Origin of the sequence: Marinobacter sp. R17, assembly GCF_003789045.1 — a bacterium.
Taxonomy (GTDB): Bacteria; Pseudomonadota; Gammaproteobacteria; order Pseudomonadales; family Oleiphilaceae; genus Marinobacter_A; species Marinobacter_A mangrovi.
The window spans coordinates 46,541-67,079 of sequence record NZ_RHGZ01000005.1; the positions used below are offsets into that span (position 1 = coordinate 46,541).

Below are 20,539 nucleotides of genomic sequence, written 5' to 3' on the forward strand. Positions count from 1 at the left end.
GCAAGGAATCTGCGGGGATCCCGACACCCCACACCGGACGACATCACGGACGAACACAGCCATCCGGCTACCGGGGTCGTTACCTCATCAGGCAAGGGAGAGCACCCATGGAAAGGCCTGCAGGACGGGGCATGCACATCTGGCTGCCACTGGTGGTCCTTGTCGTCGGCATTCTGTGTACCGGCACGGTGGACCATTGGACCAGCAAGAGCCTGGACAAACAGACCCGAAGCTTGCTCGAAAGCCAGCACGCCCATTTCACCGACCTGGTGCAGCAGGCCATCAACGTCCGCATCCAGACCCTCGACGTGCTGGCCCGGACGCTGTCGGGACACAGCGACCACAGCCGCATCTTCCAGTACCAGACCGAAGCCGTCCTGCGGCGTTTGCCGGACGTGATCGACCTGGACCGCATCATCACCATCTCCGACGACGAACGCCGCGTGGTGGAGCGCAACCTGAGCGATATCGGTGGCCAGTACATCACCCTGGGGGAATGGCAGGAGAGTGGCATCACCCGCGTTGCGCCGCATCAACCCAGCTACCAGGTGGTGATCCAGGTGGCCGACCGCCACCCGCCGAGCGCCATCCTCGGCCTGGTGGCCCCCTCCGTGCCGCATTGGCGCCAGCCGATAGAAACCGCACTGCAGCACGACAAGGTCTCCGCCACAGCCCAGACCCGCATCCAGCGTAACGGCAGCAGCCAGGTCGGCGTACGCCTGTTCCGGGCGCTGGAGGACGGCTCTCTGGTGAGCCTGACGTTTTCCCCCGATCAGTTGCTCAAGGAGGCCCTGCCTGCACAGATGAGTCCGGCCCTGCAGGTAACGGTGTTCGATCTGGACCAGCACCTGAAGACACCGCTGTTTGCCACCGACCGGCTGGAACAGCCGCGCATGGCCTGGGCCCTGCGCTCGGCCATCAGCCTGGCGGACCGGGAATGGATCCTCACCACCATTCCCGACAAGCATTACATGGGCGCACCGGTGGAGCGGATCAGCCAGATCGTGTGGCTGGTGGGGGCCGCCGCGTCGCTGGCCGCCGCTGTTCTGGTCTGGCTGCTGTGCCTGCGACTGGCGCGGGATCGTCGGGACCACGCCTTCGTGACCCGGGCGCTGGATATCGAGAGTCAGGCCCTGGAGAACAACCGGATCGAGAAGCACGCCCTGAAACAGGCGTTGCAGAACAGCGAACAGCGCAGCCGCGACCTGGTGGAAATCGCCGGCAGCTGCATCGCGGAAATGGACGAGGAAGGCCGGATCGGCTTCATCTCAGCGCTGGCCGTGGACTTTCTTGGCCGCCCACCGGCGGAGCTGGAGCATCATCCCTTCAGCAACTACGTTATGCCGGAGGATCGTGAGCGTTTCAAACAGGGCCTGACCGCCTCTCGCCAACAACGTCGATTGGTGCGGATGGATCTGCTGCTGCAGAACAGCGACAGCGTCGGCATACCGGTGACCCTGCGGCTGAAGCCGGTGGTGGATACCCTCACCGGCTGTGCCGGCTTCCGACTGTCCATCCAGGCCCGACCGGGTCAGCCGGAGGAAGACATATCCGCGGTCTGACCCGTCACAGGCTCTTGTGGGTCCCGTCGCAGAAGGGCGCATCACCGGTCTGCTTGCAGCCACAGAACCAGACCCACTCGTCCCGCTCGGCAGTGTATTTCACGGGACGCAGCTGGGTCGCCTTATGGGAGCCGTCGCAGAAGGGCTGGTCCGCGCTGCGACCGCAGGCGCACCAGAAATAGGATTTGCCGGCTTCTACCGGAATCGCGTAAGGACTGGATCGAGCCACACGGGGCGCATCGTCGGACATGGCGGTCACCTCCAGGCCATGGATGTCGTTTCCCCAGTATAGACGGCAGAGACGATCAGAGCGGCTGGACCGCCTCGGCCACCCGGCCACTGTCCACCAGATCGAGGAAGGCCTCGCCCAGGCGCTCGCTGTCCCCGATGGCCTGCCGCCAAACCTGTTCCCGCCCGTCGTCGTTGCCCAGGTAACGCTCGAAATCCTTCCGGTCGGGCAGTTTGCGGTCCGGCAGCTGGGCCAGGTAGTCGCGGGACGGGGCCACCAGGACCACGTCCTGCAGGCGCGTATGATCGCCCCGGCGCCAGGGCAACGATTTGTCGAACCAACCGGGAATGATGCGGTCGGTGAAGTGGGGATAGAGCACCACGCCGGGCTGCTCGTAAGGCAGGTCGAGATGATAGTCGAGCAGACCGCCGTCGCGGTACATGCCTTCCGGCGCGCCGGCAATTCCGGCCACCCCGGACATCACCATGGGAATCGACGCCGACGCCAGCAGAGCCGCCATCAGGTTGTCCCGGGTCAGCGGCACCTGATGACTCTGGAAGTCGATCAGGTCGCCCAGCGGGGCGCGCTCACGGGGATCGTGCAGGATACCGCGCTCCATAAAGCGGCCCAGGTGCTTACGGCTGACCATGTTGGCGCTGATCGCGGCCATCAGCCCCAGGGCCAGTCGGCCGCGGGTGTCGTGCTGGAGCATGCCGCGGCTGCGCACCACCACGATATTGAGGCGGTAGTCCGGGTGGTTGAGGATGGCGTCTTCCCGTCCGCCCAGCAGCTCTTCCAGGAACACCATGCTGCGGCGCGTCACCTCGGCCATGCTGACACCCTTTGGAAAACGCTGGCGGGTGTACAGATCCGACAGCCGGGCCAGCTGGCTGACCGGATCACCGGAGGAAATGGCCGCAAACCGCCAGCTGCCAATGGAGGCGCCGATCAGAGACCGCACCTGCGGCGCCCGTGGCAGCCACTCGCCAAAGATCGCCTGGTCCAGCCCACAGATGCCCAGCGCCTTGGGACCACCGGCGGCACCGGGAACCACGTGCACGTCTTCCGGACGCAGGCCGTGCTCCTGGATACGGGCGTAAGCCCGGCGTCCCGCACGGATGGTCAGGACGGATTGGTCTGGCGAAACGGTGGACATGGCAATTTCCTATACAGCGACGAAGCTGAGCGGGAGTCTAACGGACCCGCTCCCACAGCAAAAGCCTGTTTCGCAACGGCATCCCGGGGCACGCCGCTGCGGACGGGGCCTGATCTGGTCCGGCCACTGCGCTATACTGCCCGGGAATTTATCCGGAACCCCCTCCATGGCGCGCGCGAATCACGGCGAAGCAACCCGCAAGAAGATCATCCTGACCGCCCTCGACCTGTATGCCCGGCACGGGCTGGACGGGGTGTCATTGCGGACCATCAGCGCGGAATCCGGCACCCGCAATTCCGCGGCCGCCCATTATCATTTCGGCAGCCGTCTGGGCCTGCTGGAGGCGGTGATCACCTTTATTACCGATCACACCCGGCCACAGTTCGAAAGCGGGTTCCGGGGCGTCGAGGAGGCTCCCGCGCCAACGCTGCGCGACGTGGTCCGGGCCGTGACCACGCCTTACCTGTCCCTGACCCTGGCACCGGACTGGGGGCCGTCCGCACTGCGCTTCATGGCCCACCTGCACGCGGACAACACACCGGACATTGTCGAACTGCTGAACACCCACTTCCGGCCCGATGTGGAGCGCATCGAGGCCCAGCTGTGCCGGGCGCTACCGACCATTCCCCGGGATGTCCTGCGTATCCGCCTGGCGTTCACCTTCGTCAGCCTGATCCACGGCGCCGCGGAGATCGATATGCTGTCCCACACGCCGTTCGGCAACATCCGCCCCGACGACCTCACCCTGTTCAATTACTTCCTCGACTTCATTGAAGGCGGGTTGGCCGCCCCACCCGCCAGTGAATAAGTGGCCGCCCAGGCTGTGGCGGTAGCCAGACGATAGGACTTTCGCTTCGCCAAATTCCTGCTATAAGTGTCCGTAACGTCCACAAAAACGCGGGCGTCTGAACGATGGATCGGTCCCGCAACCTGCAGGAGCGCAGTGTGGCCAAGCGGTTAGCCCTGAAATACACAGCCACCAACCCGACGGAAACGATCCTGGGCTTCCAGCGCCAGATTGTCTATCACGTACATTTCTGGACCCTGGTGGCCGTGGCGCCGCTGGTGCTGGTCCAGTGGTCCGAACATCATCCGTTGCTGAGCCTGCTGCTGGCGATCTTCTGCCTGAACCTGGTGGCGGTGATCCTCTACCTACGCCTGCGCGGTCGCTATCTCTTCAAGGGGCGCTTCTTCGCCCTGTTTGCCATTGCCTGCACCGTCTACTCGACGATCATCAACGGGCATAACGGCCTGTTCTGGGGCTATCCGGCCATTGCCGCGATGTTCTTCCTGCTGTCCCTGCGCGAAGCGCTGATCCTCAACGGTCTCTTTATCATCATCCTGGCCGGGGTATCCTTCGAGCGTTTTCCCACGCCGGAATTCTGGCGCATCACCAGTTCCCTGAGCCTGACGGCCGTTTTCGTTGCCGTGTTTGCCTGGCTGGTGGGGCGGATGCAAAGCGAGCTGACGGACCTGGCCACGACCGATCCGTTGACCGGCTGCCTGAACCGTTCCCAGATGGCCGATGAACTGAACAGCCAGATCCAGCTGCGCGAGCGCTACGAGCGGGTCGCCAGCCTGATCCTGGTGGATCTGGATCATTTCAAGACGATCAACGACCGTTGGGGCCACGCCACCGGCGACACGGTACTCCAGGAAGCCGCCACGCGCCTGCGACGGCGACTGCGGGACACCGACATGCTGTTCCGGATCGGCGGAGAGGAGTTCATGATGGTGTTGCCGGAAACCCGGCAGAAAGCGGCCGAAGAGCTCGCGCGGCAGTTGCTGGATACCCTCAGCGTGGCACCGTTCAGCAAGGACATCCAGGTGACCGCCAGCGCTGGCGTCACCGAACTGATCAAGGGCGAAACCTGGTCCACCTGGCTCAACCGGGCCGACCAGGCGCTCTATACCGCGAAAGAGGCGGGCCGCAACCGGGTCATGATCCTGCGCGGCTCGGAACGGGAAGCCAGCGGCGACGACATGCCGGTACCGAATGTCTGATGAAACACCTTCGGCCTGGAATGGTCGGTTTCCGACGGCCTAGACCCGGGCCAGGAAGTCCCGCACTGCCTCGAACACCTGCACCGGATTCTCGTAGTGGGGATAGTGCCCCACCCCATCCAGGGCGACGACGTCGGGCTGTTTGATCAGCTGCCGGTAGCGATCCGCCATGGCCACGCCGGACACCGGATCCTCGGTACCCGAAATCAGCCGCAGGGGCTGCTGCGCATTGACCAGCGCACCCACCCAGCGATTGCGGTGGCAGCGGCGTTCGTCCATGTAATGGATCAGCCGGTGCAGGATGCCGCGCCCATTGTTGTACAGCAGCAACTGCCAGAAACTGTTCAGCTCGCTGCGGTTGGGGCGGGTGTGGTGGCCGAACAGCTTGGAAAAGTTGTGGTCGAACACCCCACGGGTGAAACCCCGGCTGATCAGCCCGCCCAGGGGGCCTACCAACAGTTTCTGGATCAGGATCGGCTGATGCACTTCCGGAAACAGGGCCCCGTTGAGGAAGCAGGCACTGGCAATCGAGAACGGCAGTTGGCCTTCCTGCTCCCGGGCGAGCAGTTCCTGCGCCACGCTGCAACCGTAATCGTGAGCCAGCAGGTGGACCCGCTCAACGCCCATGGCCTCCAGCCAACCCTGTTGCAGGTCCGCCTGGTCGATCAGGCTGTAGGGATAGTCCACCGGCTTGTCGGAAAACCCGAAGCCCAGCATGTCAGCCACCAATACACGGTGGGACTGGGTCAGGTAGGGCCAGAGTCGGTTCCAGTCCCAGGACGCGGTCGGAAAACCGTGCAACAACAGGATAACCTCACCGCGGCCCTCCATGCGGCTGAAGATGGCGTGTTCACCGTAGGCGAACCACTTGCCCGCCTGCTGCCAGCGATGAACCGGGATACCGGCGTGATGGTTGTCGGTCGGTACATCCAGAGAAACTACACGTTCCATATGCCCTTTTTCGTCCCCGCTGCCCTGGCGCGTCAGTTCTGAACCCGGAATGCCCGGCCACCTGTAAAGAATACTTTACACCTTCCTCCGGTTGGGTCGGTACCTTCCCGTCTCGGCTTATTAGACTAGCGCATTCCCCCTTCGGGAAGCACTGCAGGACAGGTCATTTCAGGCATCGCATCACAGCCACCCGGTTGGCCGGGTGTTTTTTAATCAACTGGTACGGAATCTGCTTCGTATATGACTGTGGAAGTTGAAACGACGTGCCCCCATATCATGATCATGACAGCAAGGGCCGTCAAAGGCGCCCACCCGGCTTTCCGGGCGTCGCGCGAACCGTGTGAGGTTTTGCCATGCGTACCATCGAACCAGTCAACCAGACCCGGCGGGACGACAGCCGTCTCAACCGCCTCTACCACCTGAAACAGCAGCAGTTGCAGCGCTCCGGGCGACGCAGCGACAGCCTGCTGTATCGTGTGCTTGCCGCCGAGGCCGATGCCATCAGCAATGCCCTTGGCAAAGAGACCAGCGACACCGAGTGACCCGCCCGGGCAGTCATCCGCAGGGAATTTGGGCTTCAGGCCGGAAATGGCTTAGTCTTCTAAGATTCGCCAACGAAAGGCGTCCATCAGAGACGCCCTGAACCGCTTGGCACTCATCCGGTTACCCCGATCGCACGTACGTGCCTGAAGCCCTCCCCAGAGACATGCGGAATGACTGACACGACCGACACCATCGCCAAACACTACGAACAGATCATGAAGGCCCTCGGTGAAGACACCGCCCGTGAAGGGCTGGCCAAGACACCGGAGCGGGCCGCCAAGGCCATGGAATTCCTGACCCGGGGCTACCGGCAGGATCTTGCCAGCGTCGTCAACGACGCCACCTTTGAATCCGACATGGACGAAATGGTCGTGGTCCAGGACATCGAGCTCTACAGCCTCTGCGAGCATCACCTGCTGCCGTTCATCGGCAAGTGCCACATCGCCTACATTCCCCAGGGTCGGGTCCTGGGCCTGTCCAAACTCGCCCGCATCGTCGACATGTATGCCCGTCGCCTCCAGATCCAGGAAAACCTGACCCGCCAGATCGCCGAGGCCATCGAGTCGGTAACCGGCGCCCAGGGCGTCGGTGTGGTGATTGAAGCCCAGCACATGTGCATGATGATGCGTGGCGTGGAGAAGCAGAATTCGCGGATGAAGACCTCCGTCATGCTGGGCAGCTTCCGCAAATCCCAGGCCACACGGACGGAATTCCTGCAACTGATCAACCACTGAGAGGAACCGGATCGATCATGACCTTACCCGCTGCAGTCGTCACCGGCGCCGGACGGCGTCTCGGATATGAACTGAGCAAGTCTCTGCTGGCTCGCGACTACCAGGTGTTTGCCCTTTATCGCACCGCCACCGACGAGGTGGAAGAACTGCGCGAGAGGGGCGTCTCAGTCATTCAGACCGATCTGGCCGACCACGCCAGCGTGCAGCAGGCCATCGAGCGGATCCGCCACACGACGCCCCTGCGGGTGCTGATCAACAACGCCTCCCAGTTCGAGCAAAACCCGCAAGACCCGGCCGCGCTGACCGAACTCGCCGAGCGACTCTATCGGGTCAACGCCGTGGCGCCGATGCAGCTGATCGAAGGGCTGGCCGATACTATGGCGGCCTCCAGCAGCGAGCGCGCCCCGCTGCCGGTGGTGATCAACATTACCGATATCTTTGCTGAAAACCCCAACCCGCGCTACGCGGCCTATTGCGCCACCAAGGCAGCGCTGGCCAACCTGACCCTGAGCTACGCCAAGTCGCTGGCGCCGGCGGTGCGGGTCAACGCCATCATGCCGGGGCCGATCCGCTTCCTGCCGCGGCACACCGACGATGAGAAACAGGAGGTGCTGGACGAAACGTTACTGGCCCGGGAAGGCGGTTTCGAGAGCGTCGTCAAGCAGGCCATGGCGCTGATCGACAACGATTTCATGACCGGTGCGATGATCCCAGTAGATGGTGGCCGTCGCCTGGCCTAGCGCCAGCTCACCCAGACGAAGCGTCCGGCAGTCGGCAGGATCCACCCGATCCGCCAGCAAGGCCTGGAAATAGGGCTCCTGCACACTGCGCCCGTCGGGCAGCCCATTGGCACGGGTCTCGAGGATGTCGATATCGATGGTGCGATCCTTGAGGCTAGAGGCGGGGTCGCTCCGGTCCCGCCCCAATGACTCTTCCACGCCATTGAACCAGGCTTTCAACTCGGTCGGCGCCAGCGGCGATTGCAACACCACCAGCGCATTGAGAAAGCCCCGGTCACTGTCGATCCCCTGGGGGCGGGTAGCCACCACCGGGCTGATTCGCAGGCAGCCGGTCTTCTGCACCAGCAGATCCAGCGCCCGCGGCAGGTTCTGTTCCGGGCGGATGTTGCTGCCCAAGCCACACAGGTACCACATGGTTACCTCAGTCATTTCCGTCACAAACGCTGTTTCATACGCTGATCCCGGGCGGATCGATTGCCGTTACAGTTCAAACGTCTGTCCCTGTCGGGCGTAGCCGGCGAAATTCGAGGCCACCCGGGTTTCGAATTCACGGTAGTGATCCTCATAACTCATCAGGTACATGCGCTCACGCAGCGCGGCGGGGTAGCTGACCTCCAACTCCGCCAGGCTGGCGTGGACCGGGTTCCACTCTGCCAACGTGCAGTCGTGCAGGATGATCTCGGGATCGCGCCGGGTCACCGCCTCCACGATCGGCCGGGTATCGCCGCTAAACAGCAATCGGCGGTTGATGAACAGGCCATAGGACGGTTTGTTGGGCGTGTGGTTATTCTGGAAATACTCCAGGTGCACACCCTCGAATTCAAACGCGCCGTCCAGTCGGATCACCTCGAAATAATCGTCCAGCGTGGCCGGCCCTTCACCCACCTGACCCATCACGCCCTTCAGCGTCTGATCCCAGAGCTCCTCGTAGACGCCCGGAGGCAGGTACAACCGGGGTTTGAAGCCGTAGCGGAAACGGCATTCGTAGGCCAGGCGCTCCAGGCCAAAGCAGTGATCGGCGTGCACGTGGGTAATGAAGACGCCATCCACCTGACTCAGGTCCAGCCCCAGATCGCGCAGGGCAAACTTGATGGTGTAACCGGCATCGATCAGCAAGCGACGCCCGCCGGCGGTAATCATCGCGTTGTTGTTCCAGTGCGCGATGGCCTCGGAGTGGCCGACGCCGGTCATGGTGAATACTGCCATTGATTGTCCTTCATCCATTACAGGGTTGTGGCTTGTCCAGAGGCCGTGACTTGGGCCAGAATTGCTCAGGAGTCCTTCAGGGACTCCCGAACGTCGAGCCGCCGGTCGCCCAAGCACCGGCAACCATAGCCCTTTATGCCAGCACTTGGAACCGGAAACCCTATGGCCACGCCTGAGCAGCTTCGCAAGATTCTTGAGTCCGTCCGCACCATCGCCCTGGTCGGTGCCAGCGAGAAGCCCCACCGCGACAGCCATACCGTCATGGCGTTCCTGCAGGGTCGCGGCTACCGGGTGATTCCGGTCAATCCGCGTCTGGCAGGCGGCACCCTGCTGGGCGAACACGTCTATCCGAACGTCACGGCGATCCCCGGAAAGATCGACATGGTCGACCTGTTCCTGGCGAGCCACCGCGTAGGGGCTGTGGTGGACGAAGCCCTGCGCCGGGGTGACGTCGATGCCATCTGGATGCAGATCGGCGTCATCGATGAAGACGCCGCGGCCCAGGCTGAATCCGCCGGCCTGCAGGTGGTCATGGACCGCTGTCCCAAGCAGGAAATTCCGCGGCTGGGTGTGCCATTGGCCACACCGTGAAGCGCGTTGTCACTTTCCGACCCAAACCGTTGCGTTTTTTTACACCCGCCCTTCACGGCTGGTTGAGGCAGGACCTGAAGTTCGTCCGCCAACCCGATCGTTGCTGACCACTTTTTCATCAAACGGTCTTATTCTTGCGAGAAGCTGGAGGTAACCGGTCCCGGAGACAATCACTCAGTGTCTCCCCGACGCCCCGATCCGTCTTCGCCGGCGGCAGGTGAGGAACACCGCCCCGGCGCCCCCACAACGGAGGTGCATCATGGTCGATCAACTGGTTTCCTTCGCCAAGATTGCGGCCGTCACAGCCCTGTTCATTGTCGCATCAGCCTATACGGCCGGGCCGGGTATCGGCTTCTGAACCGCCCAACCGCGGCATAATTGTATAAAACATCGTCAAACGCACAGTCACGCGACCGATCCCGTGCAATACTGACCGTACGCTCATTGTCAGGATCGGTCGCGTCATGCCGTTCAGACGTCAACCTAACCGAAAGCCCGTCAAAGCTTCCCGTCGCGTCGTCGACAATCTGATTCGTTCACGGATTCCGGTGGATCTGTTGGGCATCGGCATGCGCGTCATCAAGCTGGATCGCCCGTGGACCGAAGTGCCGGTGCTGTTCCAGGGCTTCACCATCGACCGCGCGGACCAGCTCGCAATCCTCCGCCAGCACTGCGAATGGGTCTGGGTGGAAGCCCTGTCGACGGAATTGACACCGGTACTGGAGCAGATCGAAATCCAGCGGCGCCGGCGTGACGAGCCCATGCCGGAACAGCATCCGATCCATGTCGAACTGCCCCGCGCCCGGAAAGTCTTCGAATCCACCAGCGACTATGTCCGTGACCTGCTGGACCGGGTCGAGAGCGGCGTCGACGTGAATCTGTCGATGGCCCGCCCCCTGATCCAGCGCTGCGCCGAGAGCATCACCGCCAACCCCAGCGCCATGTTCTGGATGAACCGCATCAAGCATCGCGACGCCTACACCGCTGAGCACTGCCAGCGGGTCGCCATCCTGGCCATGGCGTTTGCCCGCTACCTGGGGATGTCGACGGTGGACATGGAAACCGCCGGGCTGTGCGGGCTGCTGCACGACATCGGCAAGATGCAGGTGCCGCACCGGGTGCTCAACAAACCCGGCGCCCTGAACGCGGCCGAAATGGAGATCGTTCGCCAGCACACCCGCCATGGCCATGATCTGTTGCGGCAACAGGACCTGGACCCGATCGTGGCCACCGTCTGCCTCGACCACCACGAGCGGCTCGATGGCGCAGGCTACCCCCGCGGCCTGCAAGCCTGGCAGATCAGCCGTTTCGCACGACTGGTGGCGATCGTCGACGTGTTTGACGCCATCACCAGCGATCGATGCTACCGCGCCGGGCTGCCCACCACCGACGCCATGCGCATCCTCTACCGCGAGCGCGACCGTCAGTTCGATGCCGGCATGATCGAAGCCTTTATCCGCATGATCGGCGTCTATCCCCCTGGCAGCCTGGTGGAGCTCAATTCCGGCGAAGTGGCCGTGGTGATTTCCAACCACCCATCCTATAAACTACGCCCGCGGGTAGAGATCCTGCTCGGGCCCGATAAACAGTCCGTCCCGCCCCAGACCATCGATCTCAAAGACGAACCCCGCACCACAAGCGGCCAGCTCTACACCATTACCGCCCCCCTTCCGGATGGCGCCTACGGAGTCACCCTGTCAGGCCGTATTGAGACCATTACTGAATCAGCCTGAGGCGCCGTGAGCTATCTCGATAACCTGCTGTTTTCACTGTCCGTGACGGCACCGATCTTCCTGGTGATGGCCGCTGGCTGGTTCCTGCGCCGCCTCAAGTGGATCGACGATGCCTTTGTGGAAACCGGCTCACGCCTGGTGTTCAACCTGGCCCTGCCCGCGCTGATCGTCACCAGCCTGGTCAACCTGGATCTGGACAGCCTGGTCAATCCCCGGCAGGTGGGATTTGGTGTGACGGTGACCGTGGCCAGCTTTGTCCTGCTCTGGATCGTCAGTGCCTGGTGGCCGGGTTCCGGACCGGATCGGGGTGTTTTTGTGCAGGGCGCGTTTCGCGGCAACCTGGGCATCATCGGCATCGCCGTCTGCGCCAGCCTCTATGGCAATACGGGGCTGGCGGTCGGTTCGGTCCTGCTGGCCGGCATTACGCTGGCCTATAACATTCTGTCGGTCTACGCCCTGACCGCCAGCGGCGGCCGGCAGCACACGTCCTGGCGCCAAATTATCCGGGGCATCACCCGCAACCCGCTGATCATCAGCATCCTGCTGGGCCTGACGCTGGCCGCCTTCAAGGTGCCAGTGCCGGACCTGATTCTGACCAGCGCCGCCTATTTCGGACAGATGACCCTGCCGCTGGCCCTGCTCTGTGTGGGCGCCACGCTCAGCCTGGACGCGCTCAGCCATGGCACCGCGACCGCCTTCGTGGCCACCGCCCTGAAACTCGTCGTCCTGCCGATTGCAGGCACCCTGGCGGCGCTGCCTTTCGGCTTTTCACCCATGGAGCTGGGCACCCTGTTTGCGATGTTTGCCTCGCCCACGGCCACTGCCAGCTACGTCATGGCCCGCACCATGGGGGGCAATCACCAGCTGGCCGCCAGTATCGTGGCCCTGACGACCCTGCTGGCGCCGATCAGCCTGAGTGTGGGGATCTACGCCCTCCGGACTCTGGGCCTTATTTAGAGATCGAGCATGTCTGGCGCTTATCGCGACAGGTTCCGCCAATTTGGCACCACGATCCCGAGACTTCCTACAAATTACAGACACATGAATTGCAAATACTTGTAAACTCTACTGAAGTATTCATTGTACTGGCCGAGAATGTGAGGACAGTACAACAAACAAATGTCGTGTTTCAGGAGTTCCATGCATAACGAGACGTCCAGATGGTACACCGGGCTCATGCGGGTGGTGGTCAGTCCCGCATTACCGGCCGTGTTGCTGTTGACGTTTATCGTGCTGGCGACGGTCCTCTGGCAGGGCATCGAACGCCAGGTCCGGCACCAGATGGAACTGACCCTGGATGCCGAGGCCACCGCCCTGTCGCGGGAACTGGCCTCCGACTTTACCGCCCATGTCCATGCCTTGCGCCGGATGGCGGAACGCCGGGCTGCCAGCCCGAATATGCCCCGGGAGATCTGGCAGGAGGACGCCGAACACTACCTGCGGGATTTTCGCCACTACCAGGCCATCGAGTGGATCGCTCCCGACTACCGCATTCGCTGGGTGGCGCCCCTGGCGGGCAACGAGAATGTGGTCGGCTTTAACGTCGCCTTCAACGCCGAGCGACTCGCCAGCCTGAAGCAGGCTGCCCGCACCGGTGTGGCCGACTTTTCCGGCATCATCGAGTTGCGCCAGGGCGGCACCGGCATTGTCATCTACGCCCCTATCGTTGACGACGAAGGGGGCCGGCACGGCTTCATCGCCGGTGTTTTCCGTATGGAAGGTCTGGCCGAAGCCCTGATCACGCCCCGCATCCACGACAACTTCCAGGTCGATATCGAAGAAGACGGCCAGGTCCGCTACACCAACAAACCCGACAGCCCGATCGCCGGCCGTCTGTCGCAGGAAGCCACGCTGTCGGTGCCGGGCCTGGCATGGACGCTCCGGATCACCCCAACCCGTGAGTGGACCACAGACCACCAGGGCATCTGGCCGGACCTTGCCCTGGTCAGCTTCCTGATCCTCGGCCTGCTGATCAGCCTGCTGGTGTGGCTGACCCAGGCGGTGATGCGCCGCAACCGGGCACTGGAACACGCCCGCAGCGCCCTGGAAAACGAAATCTATCAGCGTGAGTCGGTGCAGCAGGATCTGGCCCGAATCGAATCCACGGACAGCCTGACCGGCCTGGCCAATCGCCGCTTCTTCGTCGAAGACCTGACCCACACCCTGGCCATCGCCGACCGCCAGTACCGCCAGGTCGCGTTGATCATGCTGGATCTGGACCGTTTCCAGATCCTCAACGATACCCTCGGCCACCAATTCGGCGACGAACTGCTGATCAAGGTGGCCGAGCGCCTGAACCAGCTCAGCAGCGAACGGGTGCTGGTGGCCTATTCCAGCGGCGACGAGTTCATGATCTGCCAGCAGCACATCGACGACATCGACGACGTCATCGCGCTGCTGGGCCAGATCAAGCAATGCTTCGTGGACCCGTTCGAGGTCCAGGAACAGAGCCATCAGATCACCGCCACCATGGGCGTGGCCATCTACCCGCAGAGCGGACTGGATGCCGATATCCTGCTGCGCAATGCCGACGTCGCCCTCTACCGGGCCAAGGAAAACGGCCGCAATCACTATCAGTTCTACACCGAGGGCATGCAGGACCGGGAAGTGCGCCGGCTGGAACTGGACAAGGACCTGAACCGCGCCCTCAGCGAAGATCAGCTGGTGCTGCATTTCCAGCCTCAACTGGATCTGGCCACCCAGCAGATCGGCAGCGTGGAAGCGCTGATCCGCTGGCAGCATCCGACCCGCGGTCTGCTGCCACCGGTGGACTTCATCCCGCTGGCCGAGGAGAGCGGTCGCATCACCGATATCGGGCGCTGGGTGGCGATGGCGGCCTGTCGCCAGCTGGCCGCCTGGCAGGGCGGTCCCTTCGACCACCTGCGGATCGCCATCAACCTGTCCGGACGCGAGCTGGAAGACCGGGACCTCGTCAGCAACATCGAACGGGCCCTGCGCGATAACAACGTCACGGCCGACAAGCTGGAAGTGGAGCTGACCGAGGAAATCTTTATCGACAACCTCGAGCACAACCTGGACCAACTCAAACGCCTGCACCAGATTGGCGTGCACCTGGCCATCGACGACTTCGGTACCGGCTATTCCTCACTGGCCTACCTGCGGGACTTCCCGGTGGACCTGCTCAAGATCGACCGCTCGTTCATCACCCGGGTGACCGAACGCCACGACGACGCCATCATCACCCGGGCGGTGATCAACCTGGCCCACAACCTGGGCATCCAGGTCGCCGCTGAAGGCATCGAAACCGAAGCCCAGCTCAACTTCCTCAATACCCACCGTTGCGACCTGGCCCAGGGCTACCTGATCGGCCGCCCAATGCCGGCGTCGGAGCTGGAGGCACTGGTCAGCCGGGGCTTCCAACTGCCCAACCCGCTGCACCAGCCCGATTGACCCGCTCCGGTGAACGCAACGCGGCGTTCACGCGTAAACCACGATAAGATACGCACTCATTTATCCCGGTCGGAGCACTATGAGTACCTCCTCCCCGCACTACCTGACAGCCGAACAGGACCAACAGGTCCGGCGCTGGGAACGCTGGAACCGCCGCTACTTTATCTTTGCCTTTGTCGCCCTGGTGATCCTGCTGGTCTTCAGCAGCCAACTGGGATTGTCCAGCGGCCAGGACTGGGGCGCGCTGGGTCCGCTGCTGGTGTTGCTGATTGTCCCGATCATCGTGCTGCAGCTGCGTCTGCGCTGCCCCGCCTGCGACCATCGCATCGGCTGGCAGGCCAAACTGCAGGCGCCGGATCAGTGCCGGCATTGCGGCATCGTCCTGCGCGCCCGCCAATCCCGCTGACGCTTGCCCAGAAAACCCTTGACCTTTGAGTTGCTCAAGGGTTTTAAACTGTCCCTGAATCCATCGGGGAGAGTGTCCCATGAAGGTGAGCGAGCTGGCCCGCGCCGCAGGCGTGAATCCGGAGACGGTGCGTTTTTACACGCGGGAGGGGTTACTGCATCCCGAGCGTAACCCGGACAACGGTTACCACATCTACTCCAGCGACGACCTCCAGCGCATGCAGTTCGCCCGCAAGGCGCGGCAGCTGGGATTCGCGCTCAGCGAAATTCAGTCCATCCTGGGGGAAGCGGACCATCACACCTCCCCCTGCCCCATGGTGCGCGACATTTTCGAGCGCCGCCTGCAGGACGTGGAAGCCCGCCTGGCCGAACTGGAAGCCCTGCGCAACCGCATGCGCGATGCCATGGCCGCCTGGGAAACCATGCCCGACGGCACACCGGACGGCCACACCATATGCCGCCTGATCGAGCACTGGGACGACTCCGAGGCGAACACCGATAAACAAGGAGGGCACGCATGAACACCGCAACGCGACATCCCGCCCAACTGGCCATCCAGGGGGCCTCCTGTCAGGGCTGTGTGCGCAAGATCCGCGAGTCCCTGACCGACCTGGTGTCCGATCCGGAGCAGGTCACCGTCGACCTGGACCAGCAGCGCGTGACCCTGCCGGAAGCCACCGACGCCGAAGCAGCCGCCCAGCGGGTGATCGACGCCGGGTATCCGGCCCGGCCCGTCGAGGCGCAAGCCGGCGAGACCCTGACCATCCGCGGCGCCTCCTGCCAGGGCTGCGTCCGAAAAATCCGCGACGCCGTGGCGCCGCTGGTGGACTCCACCGACACGGTGACGGTCGATCTCGAGCAACAGACGGTCACCCTGCCCGCGGGCACGGATCTGGATGCCGCGGCGGCTCGCATCACCGAGGCCGGCTATCCCGTGCAGAGCGCGGAAGGCGAAGCGACTGTCAAGCTCGCCATCCAGGGCGCTTCCTGCCAGGGCTGCGTCAAGAAGATCCGGGAGGCGGTGACACCACTGGTAAACGCAGCGGATGATATTGATGTCGACCTGGCGAGCCAGACCGTTACCCTGCCGGCCGGTATCGACGCGGAAGAGGCCGTCCAGCGCATCTCCGACGCGGGCTATCCGGCACAACGGGCGGACGCCGTTGATACCGAAGAGGCGGACAGCGGCCCGCCCGAGCCCGCAACATCCGCCGCCACGTCACCCCAAGACCGATCGAGTAGCGGCTCCCACGCCGACGATGGCGAGATCCACCTGTCGATCACCGGCGCCACCTGTGCCTCCTGCGTACGCACCATCGAAACCGCCATGCAGCGGGTGCCAGGCGTGACCGAGGCGCGCATGAACCTGGCCGACCTGACCGCCACCGCCCAGGGGAATGCCAGCACCGATGCCTTGATCCAGGCCATCAGCAGCGCCGGCTACGGCGCCAGCGAGATTCACGACCAGGATGCGGTGGATGACGAGAAGGAAGCCGCCAGCCGAAAGGAATACCGGACTCTGCTGACCAAGATGGCCGTGGGCCTGGGGTTGGGTCTTCCCCTGATGGCCTGGGGGCTATTCGGCGGCACCATGGCCGTTAACGGCGACACCCGCATTGGCTGGCTGATTGTCGGGGCCGTCACCCTGGCGGTGCTGGTGCTGGCCGGCGGCCATTACTTCACCGGCGCCTGGAAGGCCTTTCGCCATCACAACGCCAACATGGACACCCTGATCGCCCTGGGCACCGGCACCGCGTGGCTCTATTCCATGGGCGTCGTGCTGGCGCCGGAGCTGTTGCCGGAAGCCGCCCGGCATGTCTATTTCGAGGCGTCGGCCATGATCATCGGCCTGATCAACCTCGGCCAGGCGCTGGAACTGCGCGCCCGAGGCCGGACGTCACAGGCCATCCGCCGTCTGCTCGACCTGCGCGCCCGCACCGCCCGGGTCATCCGCGACGGTCAGGAGGTCGACATCCCGGTGGAAGAGGTGCAAGTGGGCGATCACTTCCGCGTGCGCCCCGGCGAAAAGGTCCCGGTGGATGCGGTGGTCATCGACGGCGAAAGTCGCATCGATGAAAGCATGCTCACCGGTGAGCCCATGCCAGTGAACAAGGCCAAAGACGACGAGGTGTCCGCCGGCACCATCAACAGCAGCGGCGCGCTGGTGTGCCAGGCGACCCGGGTCGGCTCGGAAACCGCCCTGGCCCAGATCATCCAGCTGGTGAAAAAGGCCCAGGGCGAGAAACCACCCATCGGCCGGCTGGCGGATCGGATCTCGGCGATTTTCGTGCCCACCATCCTGCTCATCGCCATTGCCGCAGCGCTGGTCTGGTACAACGTCGGCCCGGCCCCGGCAGCGGCGCACATGCTGGTGGCCGCCACCACGGTGCTGATCATCGCCTGCCCCTGTGCGCTGGGGCTGGCCACGCCCATGTCGGTGATGGTCGGCGTGGGTAAAGCCGCCGAACACGGCATCCTGATCCGTCAGGGGGAAGCCCTGCAGCTGGCCGGCCAGCTCGACACGGTGGTGCTGGACAAGACCGGCACCATCACCGAAGGCAAGCCCCGCGTCACCCAGCTGGTGCCAGCGGACGGTGTCAGCGAGAACGAGCTGTTGGGGTTGGCCGCCGGCCTCGAGCAACACTCCGAACACCCGCTGGCGCAGGCGATCCTGACCGCCGCCGATGAGCGGAGGGTGGAACGGTTCAGCAGCAGCGGCTTCGAAGCCCTGAACGGCCAGGGCGTCACGGCCCAGGCCGACGGCCAGACACTGCGTCTGGGCAACCGCCGCTGGCTGGAAAGCGAAGGCGTGGACCTGTCAGGCCTGAGCGACGCGACCGAGGCCATCTCGAACGATGCCGGCACACCGCTGTTCCTGGCCCGGGACGCCCAGGCGCTGGGTGTCATCGGTGTCGCCGACCGCATCAAGGACGACTCCAAGGCGGCCATCGCCCGCATGACCGACCAGGGCATTCGAGTCGTGATGCTCACCGGCGACGTCGAAGCCAGCGCCCGGGCGATTGCCCGTCAGGCCGGTATCGACGAGGTGCATGCCAACGTATTGCCGGAAGACAAGGCCAGCATCGTCAAACAGCTGCGTGACGAGGGGCGGCGTGTGGCCATGGTGGGCGACGGCATCAACGACGCCCCGGCCCTGGCCGCCGCCGATGTTGGGTTTGCCATCGGTGCCGGCACCGATGTGGCCATCGAGAGCGCGTCCATCACCCTGATGCGCAGTTCCCTGCAGGGCGTCACCGATGCCATCGAGATCTCCCGGGCTACGGTGCGCAATATCCGCCAGAACCTGCTGGGGGCCTTTGCTTACAACAGTCTCGGGGTTCCGATCGCCGCCGGCATCCTGTATCCGGTCTGGGGCATCCTGATGAGTCCGATCCTGGCAGGGGCGGCCATGTCCCTGTCGTCGGTGACCGTCGTCTCCAACGCCAACCGGCTGCGCTTTTTCAAACCCGGTAAACACCAGGAGGCCTCCTGATGAGCACGTTACTGATCAATGGCGCCGGCCTGTTGCTGGCCGCCTTTATCGTCTACTGGTTCTGGCTGAGCGGCCCGTCCGTTGGCGATTCCTCCCATCACCACCACTGAGGCCATTTCCATGAAAGCGTCACATCCACTGCTGCGCGCCGCCCTGTTCGGCGGCGCCACCCTGCTCAGCACCCTGGCTGCGGCCGGGGAGGCCATCACCGTCTACAAGTCGCCGACCTGTGGCTGCTGCGAGGCCTGGATCGGCCACCTGAAGGACAACGGCTTTGAGGTGACCGCCCACGACACCACGGCCATCAACCGCATCAAGGCGGATGCCGGGCTGCCCCGCAATCTGGCCAGCTGCCACACCGCGTTCATCGGGGATTATGTGATCGAGGGTCACGTGCCGGCAGCGGATATTCACAGGCTGTTGGCCGAGGCGCCCAAGGCGCGGGGACTGAGCGTGCCCGGCATGCCGATTGGTTCACCGGGTATGGACATGGGCAACCGTCGCGACGCCTATCAGGTGCTGCTGTTCAACGCGGACGGCCAGACCCGCCCGTTCGCCCGGTACGACTGACGGGTTCTATCGATTGCTGTTGCAGTGGGCGCGGAATTCCAGCTTGCTAATGCGGTTGTCGCCGTCCGCGTCCATCACTTCCAGCATCCGGCGGCCGCCTTCAAACTCGTCCTTGGCCGGGATCGGCGCCATCGTGTCGGGGACTGAGCCGCAGCGCAGGTCCTCGCCGACGCCGCACTGGCGTAAGTAGACCAGCTCCGCCCGGTCAATGTAGTCGTTGCTGTTACGATCGGCGCACTCAAACTGACCCCGCGGGCCGTCCGCCACCTTCCGGTTCTGCGGTGGCTGGTCCGGGGGCGCGGCACAGGCGCCCAGGAAGACGACAAGCGGCAAGATCGCGTAAACTGCGGTGGGCTTTATCATTTTTGAGACTCCCGGCAGGATGCAGATCGTTTGTCCACAGTATGGCCGACATTCCCTGGACTGCCACCTGCTGCCAGAGCGCGACCGAGGACCTGCGGGATCATGCGGAATATCACCGGCAAACGCCCGAAACGACTGCAGATACTCCTGATCGGGCTGTTTCTCTACGGCAGCCTGAGCTACAGCCTCAGCCTGGCGGAATACGCGCTGTTCCAACTCCGGGGCGAGGCGCTGTTCAGCCCCAGCCTGACGTTCACCAACGTCAACACGCCGGAACTGGATCGGCTGGACGCCGACTGCGGTACCCAGCTGCTACCCGCCGCCGGCCGCACGCCAGCGGCTCTGGGAGAGCCGGTCGTGCTGCGCTGCGGCCGCTTCTGGCCGTTCTATCGCTACAGCATCCAGGCGCCCCAGACCCGGGCCAGCCTGGACCTCGGCGACGATAACAACGTCGCCATCCGGACCGTCAACCAGGTCACCCTGGCGCTGACGCTGCTGCTGGTGGCGCTGATCGGGGTGATCCTCGGTCTCGGTCTGGCCCGACGCGATGCCCGGCACACCCTGCACTGGAGTCTGGTGACCTTCGCCGCCAGCCTGGCCCTGGCCGGCGCCTACACCGGCGTTATGTTTATGACGGATCCCCACTTCGGTCTGGGCTGGTAGCTAGTGTCCCGTCTGGTTAATTCGCTGATCTTCTGAGCGCCTGAACGCTTTGAGAGCAAGGCGCGGTAGCGAAGGTTTGGTGGTTCCAAATCGAGCTGCCGCAACACCGCTATCAAAGCGTTCAGGCGCTCCCGAAGGGCGCACCGCTGACGCCTCTGGACCTGCGTTGCCAACCCTGGATGTGG

Annotated in this window: 21 protein-coding genes; 15 read left to right on the plus strand and 6 right to left on the minus strand. The window is 63.8% G+C overall.

The genetic code is table 11. The features are described 5' to 3' along the window. Positions 1-107: 107 nt before the first annotated feature. The gene (locus EB809_RS05345) at positions 108-1,562 is read left to right on the plus strand and encodes a PAS domain S-box protein (protein WP_123633792.1); all 1,455 of its coding nucleotides are present in this window, start codon (positions 108-110) and stop codon (positions 1,560-1,562) included. 4 nt (positions 1,563-1,566) lie between these two features. On the opposite strand, the gene EB809_RS05350 is transcribed toward EB809_RS05345, so the two are convergent. Both EB809_RS05350 and EB809_RS05355 read right to left on the minus strand, forming a co-directional pair. Then, complete coding sequence (locus EB809_RS05350; protein ID WP_123633793.1) at positions 1,567-1,812, minus strand: CDGSH iron-sulfur domain-containing protein; 246 nt, start codon at positions 1,810-1,812, stop codon at positions 1,567-1,569. A gap of 55 nt (positions 1,813-1,867) precedes the next feature. Next, positions 1,868-2,947, minus strand: coding sequence for a patatin-like phospholipase family protein (locus tag EB809_RS05355; RefSeq protein WP_123633794.1), 1,080 nt, complete (start codon positions 2,945-2,947; stop codon positions 1,868-1,870). Positions 2,948-3,113: 166 nt separating this feature from the next. Here EB809_RS05355 and EB809_RS05360 point away from each other — a divergent pair, with 166 nt between their 5' ends. Together EB809_RS05360 and EB809_RS05365 are read left to right on the plus strand one after the other, a co-directional pair. After that, entirely contained in the window at positions 3,114-3,755 is a 642-nt protein-coding gene (locus tag EB809_RS05360) for a TetR/AcrR family transcriptional regulator (RefSeq protein ID WP_190294831.1), read from the plus strand. A 104-nt stretch (positions 3,756-3,859) separates the two neighbouring features. Then, complete coding sequence (locus EB809_RS05365) at positions 3,860-4,951, plus strand: GGDEF domain-containing protein (RefSeq protein WP_123633796.1); 1,092 nt, start codon at positions 3,860-3,862, stop codon at positions 4,949-4,951. A gap of 39 nt (positions 4,952-4,990) precedes the next feature. On the opposite strand, the gene EB809_RS05370 is transcribed toward EB809_RS05365, so the two are convergent. Then, entirely contained in the window at positions 4,991-5,902 is a 912-nt protein-coding gene (locus EB809_RS05370) for an alpha/beta fold hydrolase (RefSeq protein WP_123633797.1), read from the minus strand. 353 nt (positions 5,903-6,255) lie between these two features. Between EB809_RS05370 and EB809_RS05375 the strand changes: the two genes are divergently transcribed. From EB809_RS05375 to EB809_RS05385, 3 genes are all read left to right on the plus strand, one after another. Next, complete coding sequence (locus EB809_RS05375; RefSeq protein WP_123633798.1) at positions 6,256-6,444, plus strand: hypothetical protein; 189 nt, start codon at positions 6,256-6,258, stop codon at positions 6,442-6,444. A gap of 171 nt (positions 6,445-6,615) precedes the next feature. Beyond that, the gene (folE, locus tag EB809_RS05380) at positions 6,616-7,179 is read left to right on the plus strand and encodes a GTP cyclohydrolase I FolE (protein ID WP_123633799.1); all 564 of its coding nucleotides are present in this window, start codon (positions 6,616-6,618) and stop codon (positions 7,177-7,179) included. 17 nt (positions 7,180-7,196) lie between these two features. Beyond that, on the plus strand, positions 7,197-7,919 hold the full coding sequence (locus EB809_RS05385) for an SDR family NAD(P)-dependent oxidoreductase (protein ID WP_123633800.1): 723 nt from the start codon (positions 7,197-7,199) through the stop codon (positions 7,917-7,919). On the opposite strand, the gene folK is transcribed toward EB809_RS05385, so the two are convergent. Together folK and EB809_RS05395 are read right to left on the minus strand one after the other, a co-directional pair. Continuing rightward, positions 7,803-8,348 (minus strand): 2-amino-4-hydroxy-6-hydroxymethyldihydropteridine diphosphokinase, encoded by a 546-nt coding sequence (gene folK / locus EB809_RS05390; RefSeq protein ID WP_123633801.1) that lies wholly within the window; start codon positions 8,346-8,348, stop codon positions 7,803-7,805. The genes EB809_RS05385 and folK overlap by 117 nt on opposite strands. 51 nt (positions 8,349-8,399) lie before the next feature. Next, positions 8,400-9,125 (minus strand): MBL fold metallo-hydrolase, encoded by a 726-nt coding sequence (locus EB809_RS05395; RefSeq protein WP_123633802.1) that lies wholly within the window; start codon positions 9,123-9,125, stop codon positions 8,400-8,402. A gap of 162 nt (positions 9,126-9,287) precedes the next feature. Between EB809_RS05395 and EB809_RS05400 the strand changes: the two genes are divergently transcribed. The 8 genes from EB809_RS05400 to EB809_RS05435 all read left to right on the plus strand — a co-directional run bounded on the left by EB809_RS05400 (position 9,288) and on the right by EB809_RS05435 (position 19,328). Continuing rightward, positions 9,288-9,716, plus strand: coding sequence for a CoA-binding protein (locus EB809_RS05400; RefSeq protein ID WP_123633803.1), 429 nt, complete (start codon positions 9,288-9,290; stop codon positions 9,714-9,716). Between the two features lie 464 nt (positions 9,717-10,180). Next, positions 10,181-11,449, plus strand: a complete 1,269-nt coding sequence (locus tag EB809_RS05405) for an HD-GYP domain-containing protein (RefSeq protein WP_123633804.1) — start codon at positions 10,181-10,183, stop codon at positions 11,447-11,449. Between the two features lie 6 nt (positions 11,450-11,455). Beyond that, positions 11,456-12,406, plus strand: coding sequence for an AEC family transporter (locus EB809_RS05410; RefSeq protein WP_223807826.1), 951 nt, complete (start codon positions 11,456-11,458; stop codon positions 12,404-12,406). A gap of 183 nt (positions 12,407-12,589) precedes the next feature. Further along, entirely contained in the window at positions 12,590-14,860 is a 2,271-nt protein-coding gene (locus tag EB809_RS05415; protein ID WP_123633805.1) for a putative bifunctional diguanylate cyclase/phosphodiesterase, read from the plus strand. Positions 14,861-14,939: 79 nt separating this feature from the next. Beyond that, complete coding sequence (locus EB809_RS05420; protein ID WP_123633806.1) at positions 14,940-15,266, plus strand: hypothetical protein; 327 nt, start codon at positions 14,940-14,942, stop codon at positions 15,264-15,266. Between the two features lie 79 nt (positions 15,267-15,345). Further along, positions 15,346-15,786 carry a MerR family transcriptional regulator gene (locus EB809_RS05425; RefSeq protein WP_123633807.1) on the plus strand — a complete coding sequence of 147 codons (441 nt, stop codon included), beginning with the start codon at positions 15,346-15,348 and terminating at the stop codon, positions 15,784-15,786. 236 nt (positions 15,787-16,022) lie between these two features. After that, entirely contained in the window at positions 16,023-18,758 is a 2,736-nt protein-coding gene (locus EB809_RS05430) for a heavy metal translocating P-type ATPase (protein ID WP_411711060.1), read from the plus strand. Positions 18,759-18,878: 120 nt separating this feature from the next. Next, the gene (locus EB809_RS05435) at positions 18,879-19,328 is read left to right on the plus strand and encodes a DUF411 domain-containing protein (protein WP_123633808.1); all 450 of its coding nucleotides are present in this window, start codon (positions 18,879-18,881) and stop codon (positions 19,326-19,328) included. Between the two features lie 6 nt (positions 19,329-19,334). Here EB809_RS05435 and EB809_RS05440 read toward each other — a convergent pair whose 3' ends face one another. After that, positions 19,335-19,691 carry a hypothetical protein gene (locus EB809_RS05440; protein ID WP_123633809.1) on the minus strand — a complete coding sequence of 119 codons (357 nt, stop codon included), beginning with the start codon at positions 19,689-19,691 and terminating at the stop codon, positions 19,335-19,337. Positions 19,692-19,793: 102 nt separating this feature from the next. Here EB809_RS05440 and EB809_RS05445 point away from each other — a divergent pair, with 102 nt between their 5' ends. Further along, positions 19,794-20,354, plus strand: a complete 561-nt coding sequence (locus EB809_RS05445; RefSeq protein WP_123633810.1) for a hypothetical protein — start codon at positions 19,794-19,796, stop codon at positions 20,352-20,354. The last annotated feature ends 185 nt before the right edge of the window (positions 20,355-20,539 follow it).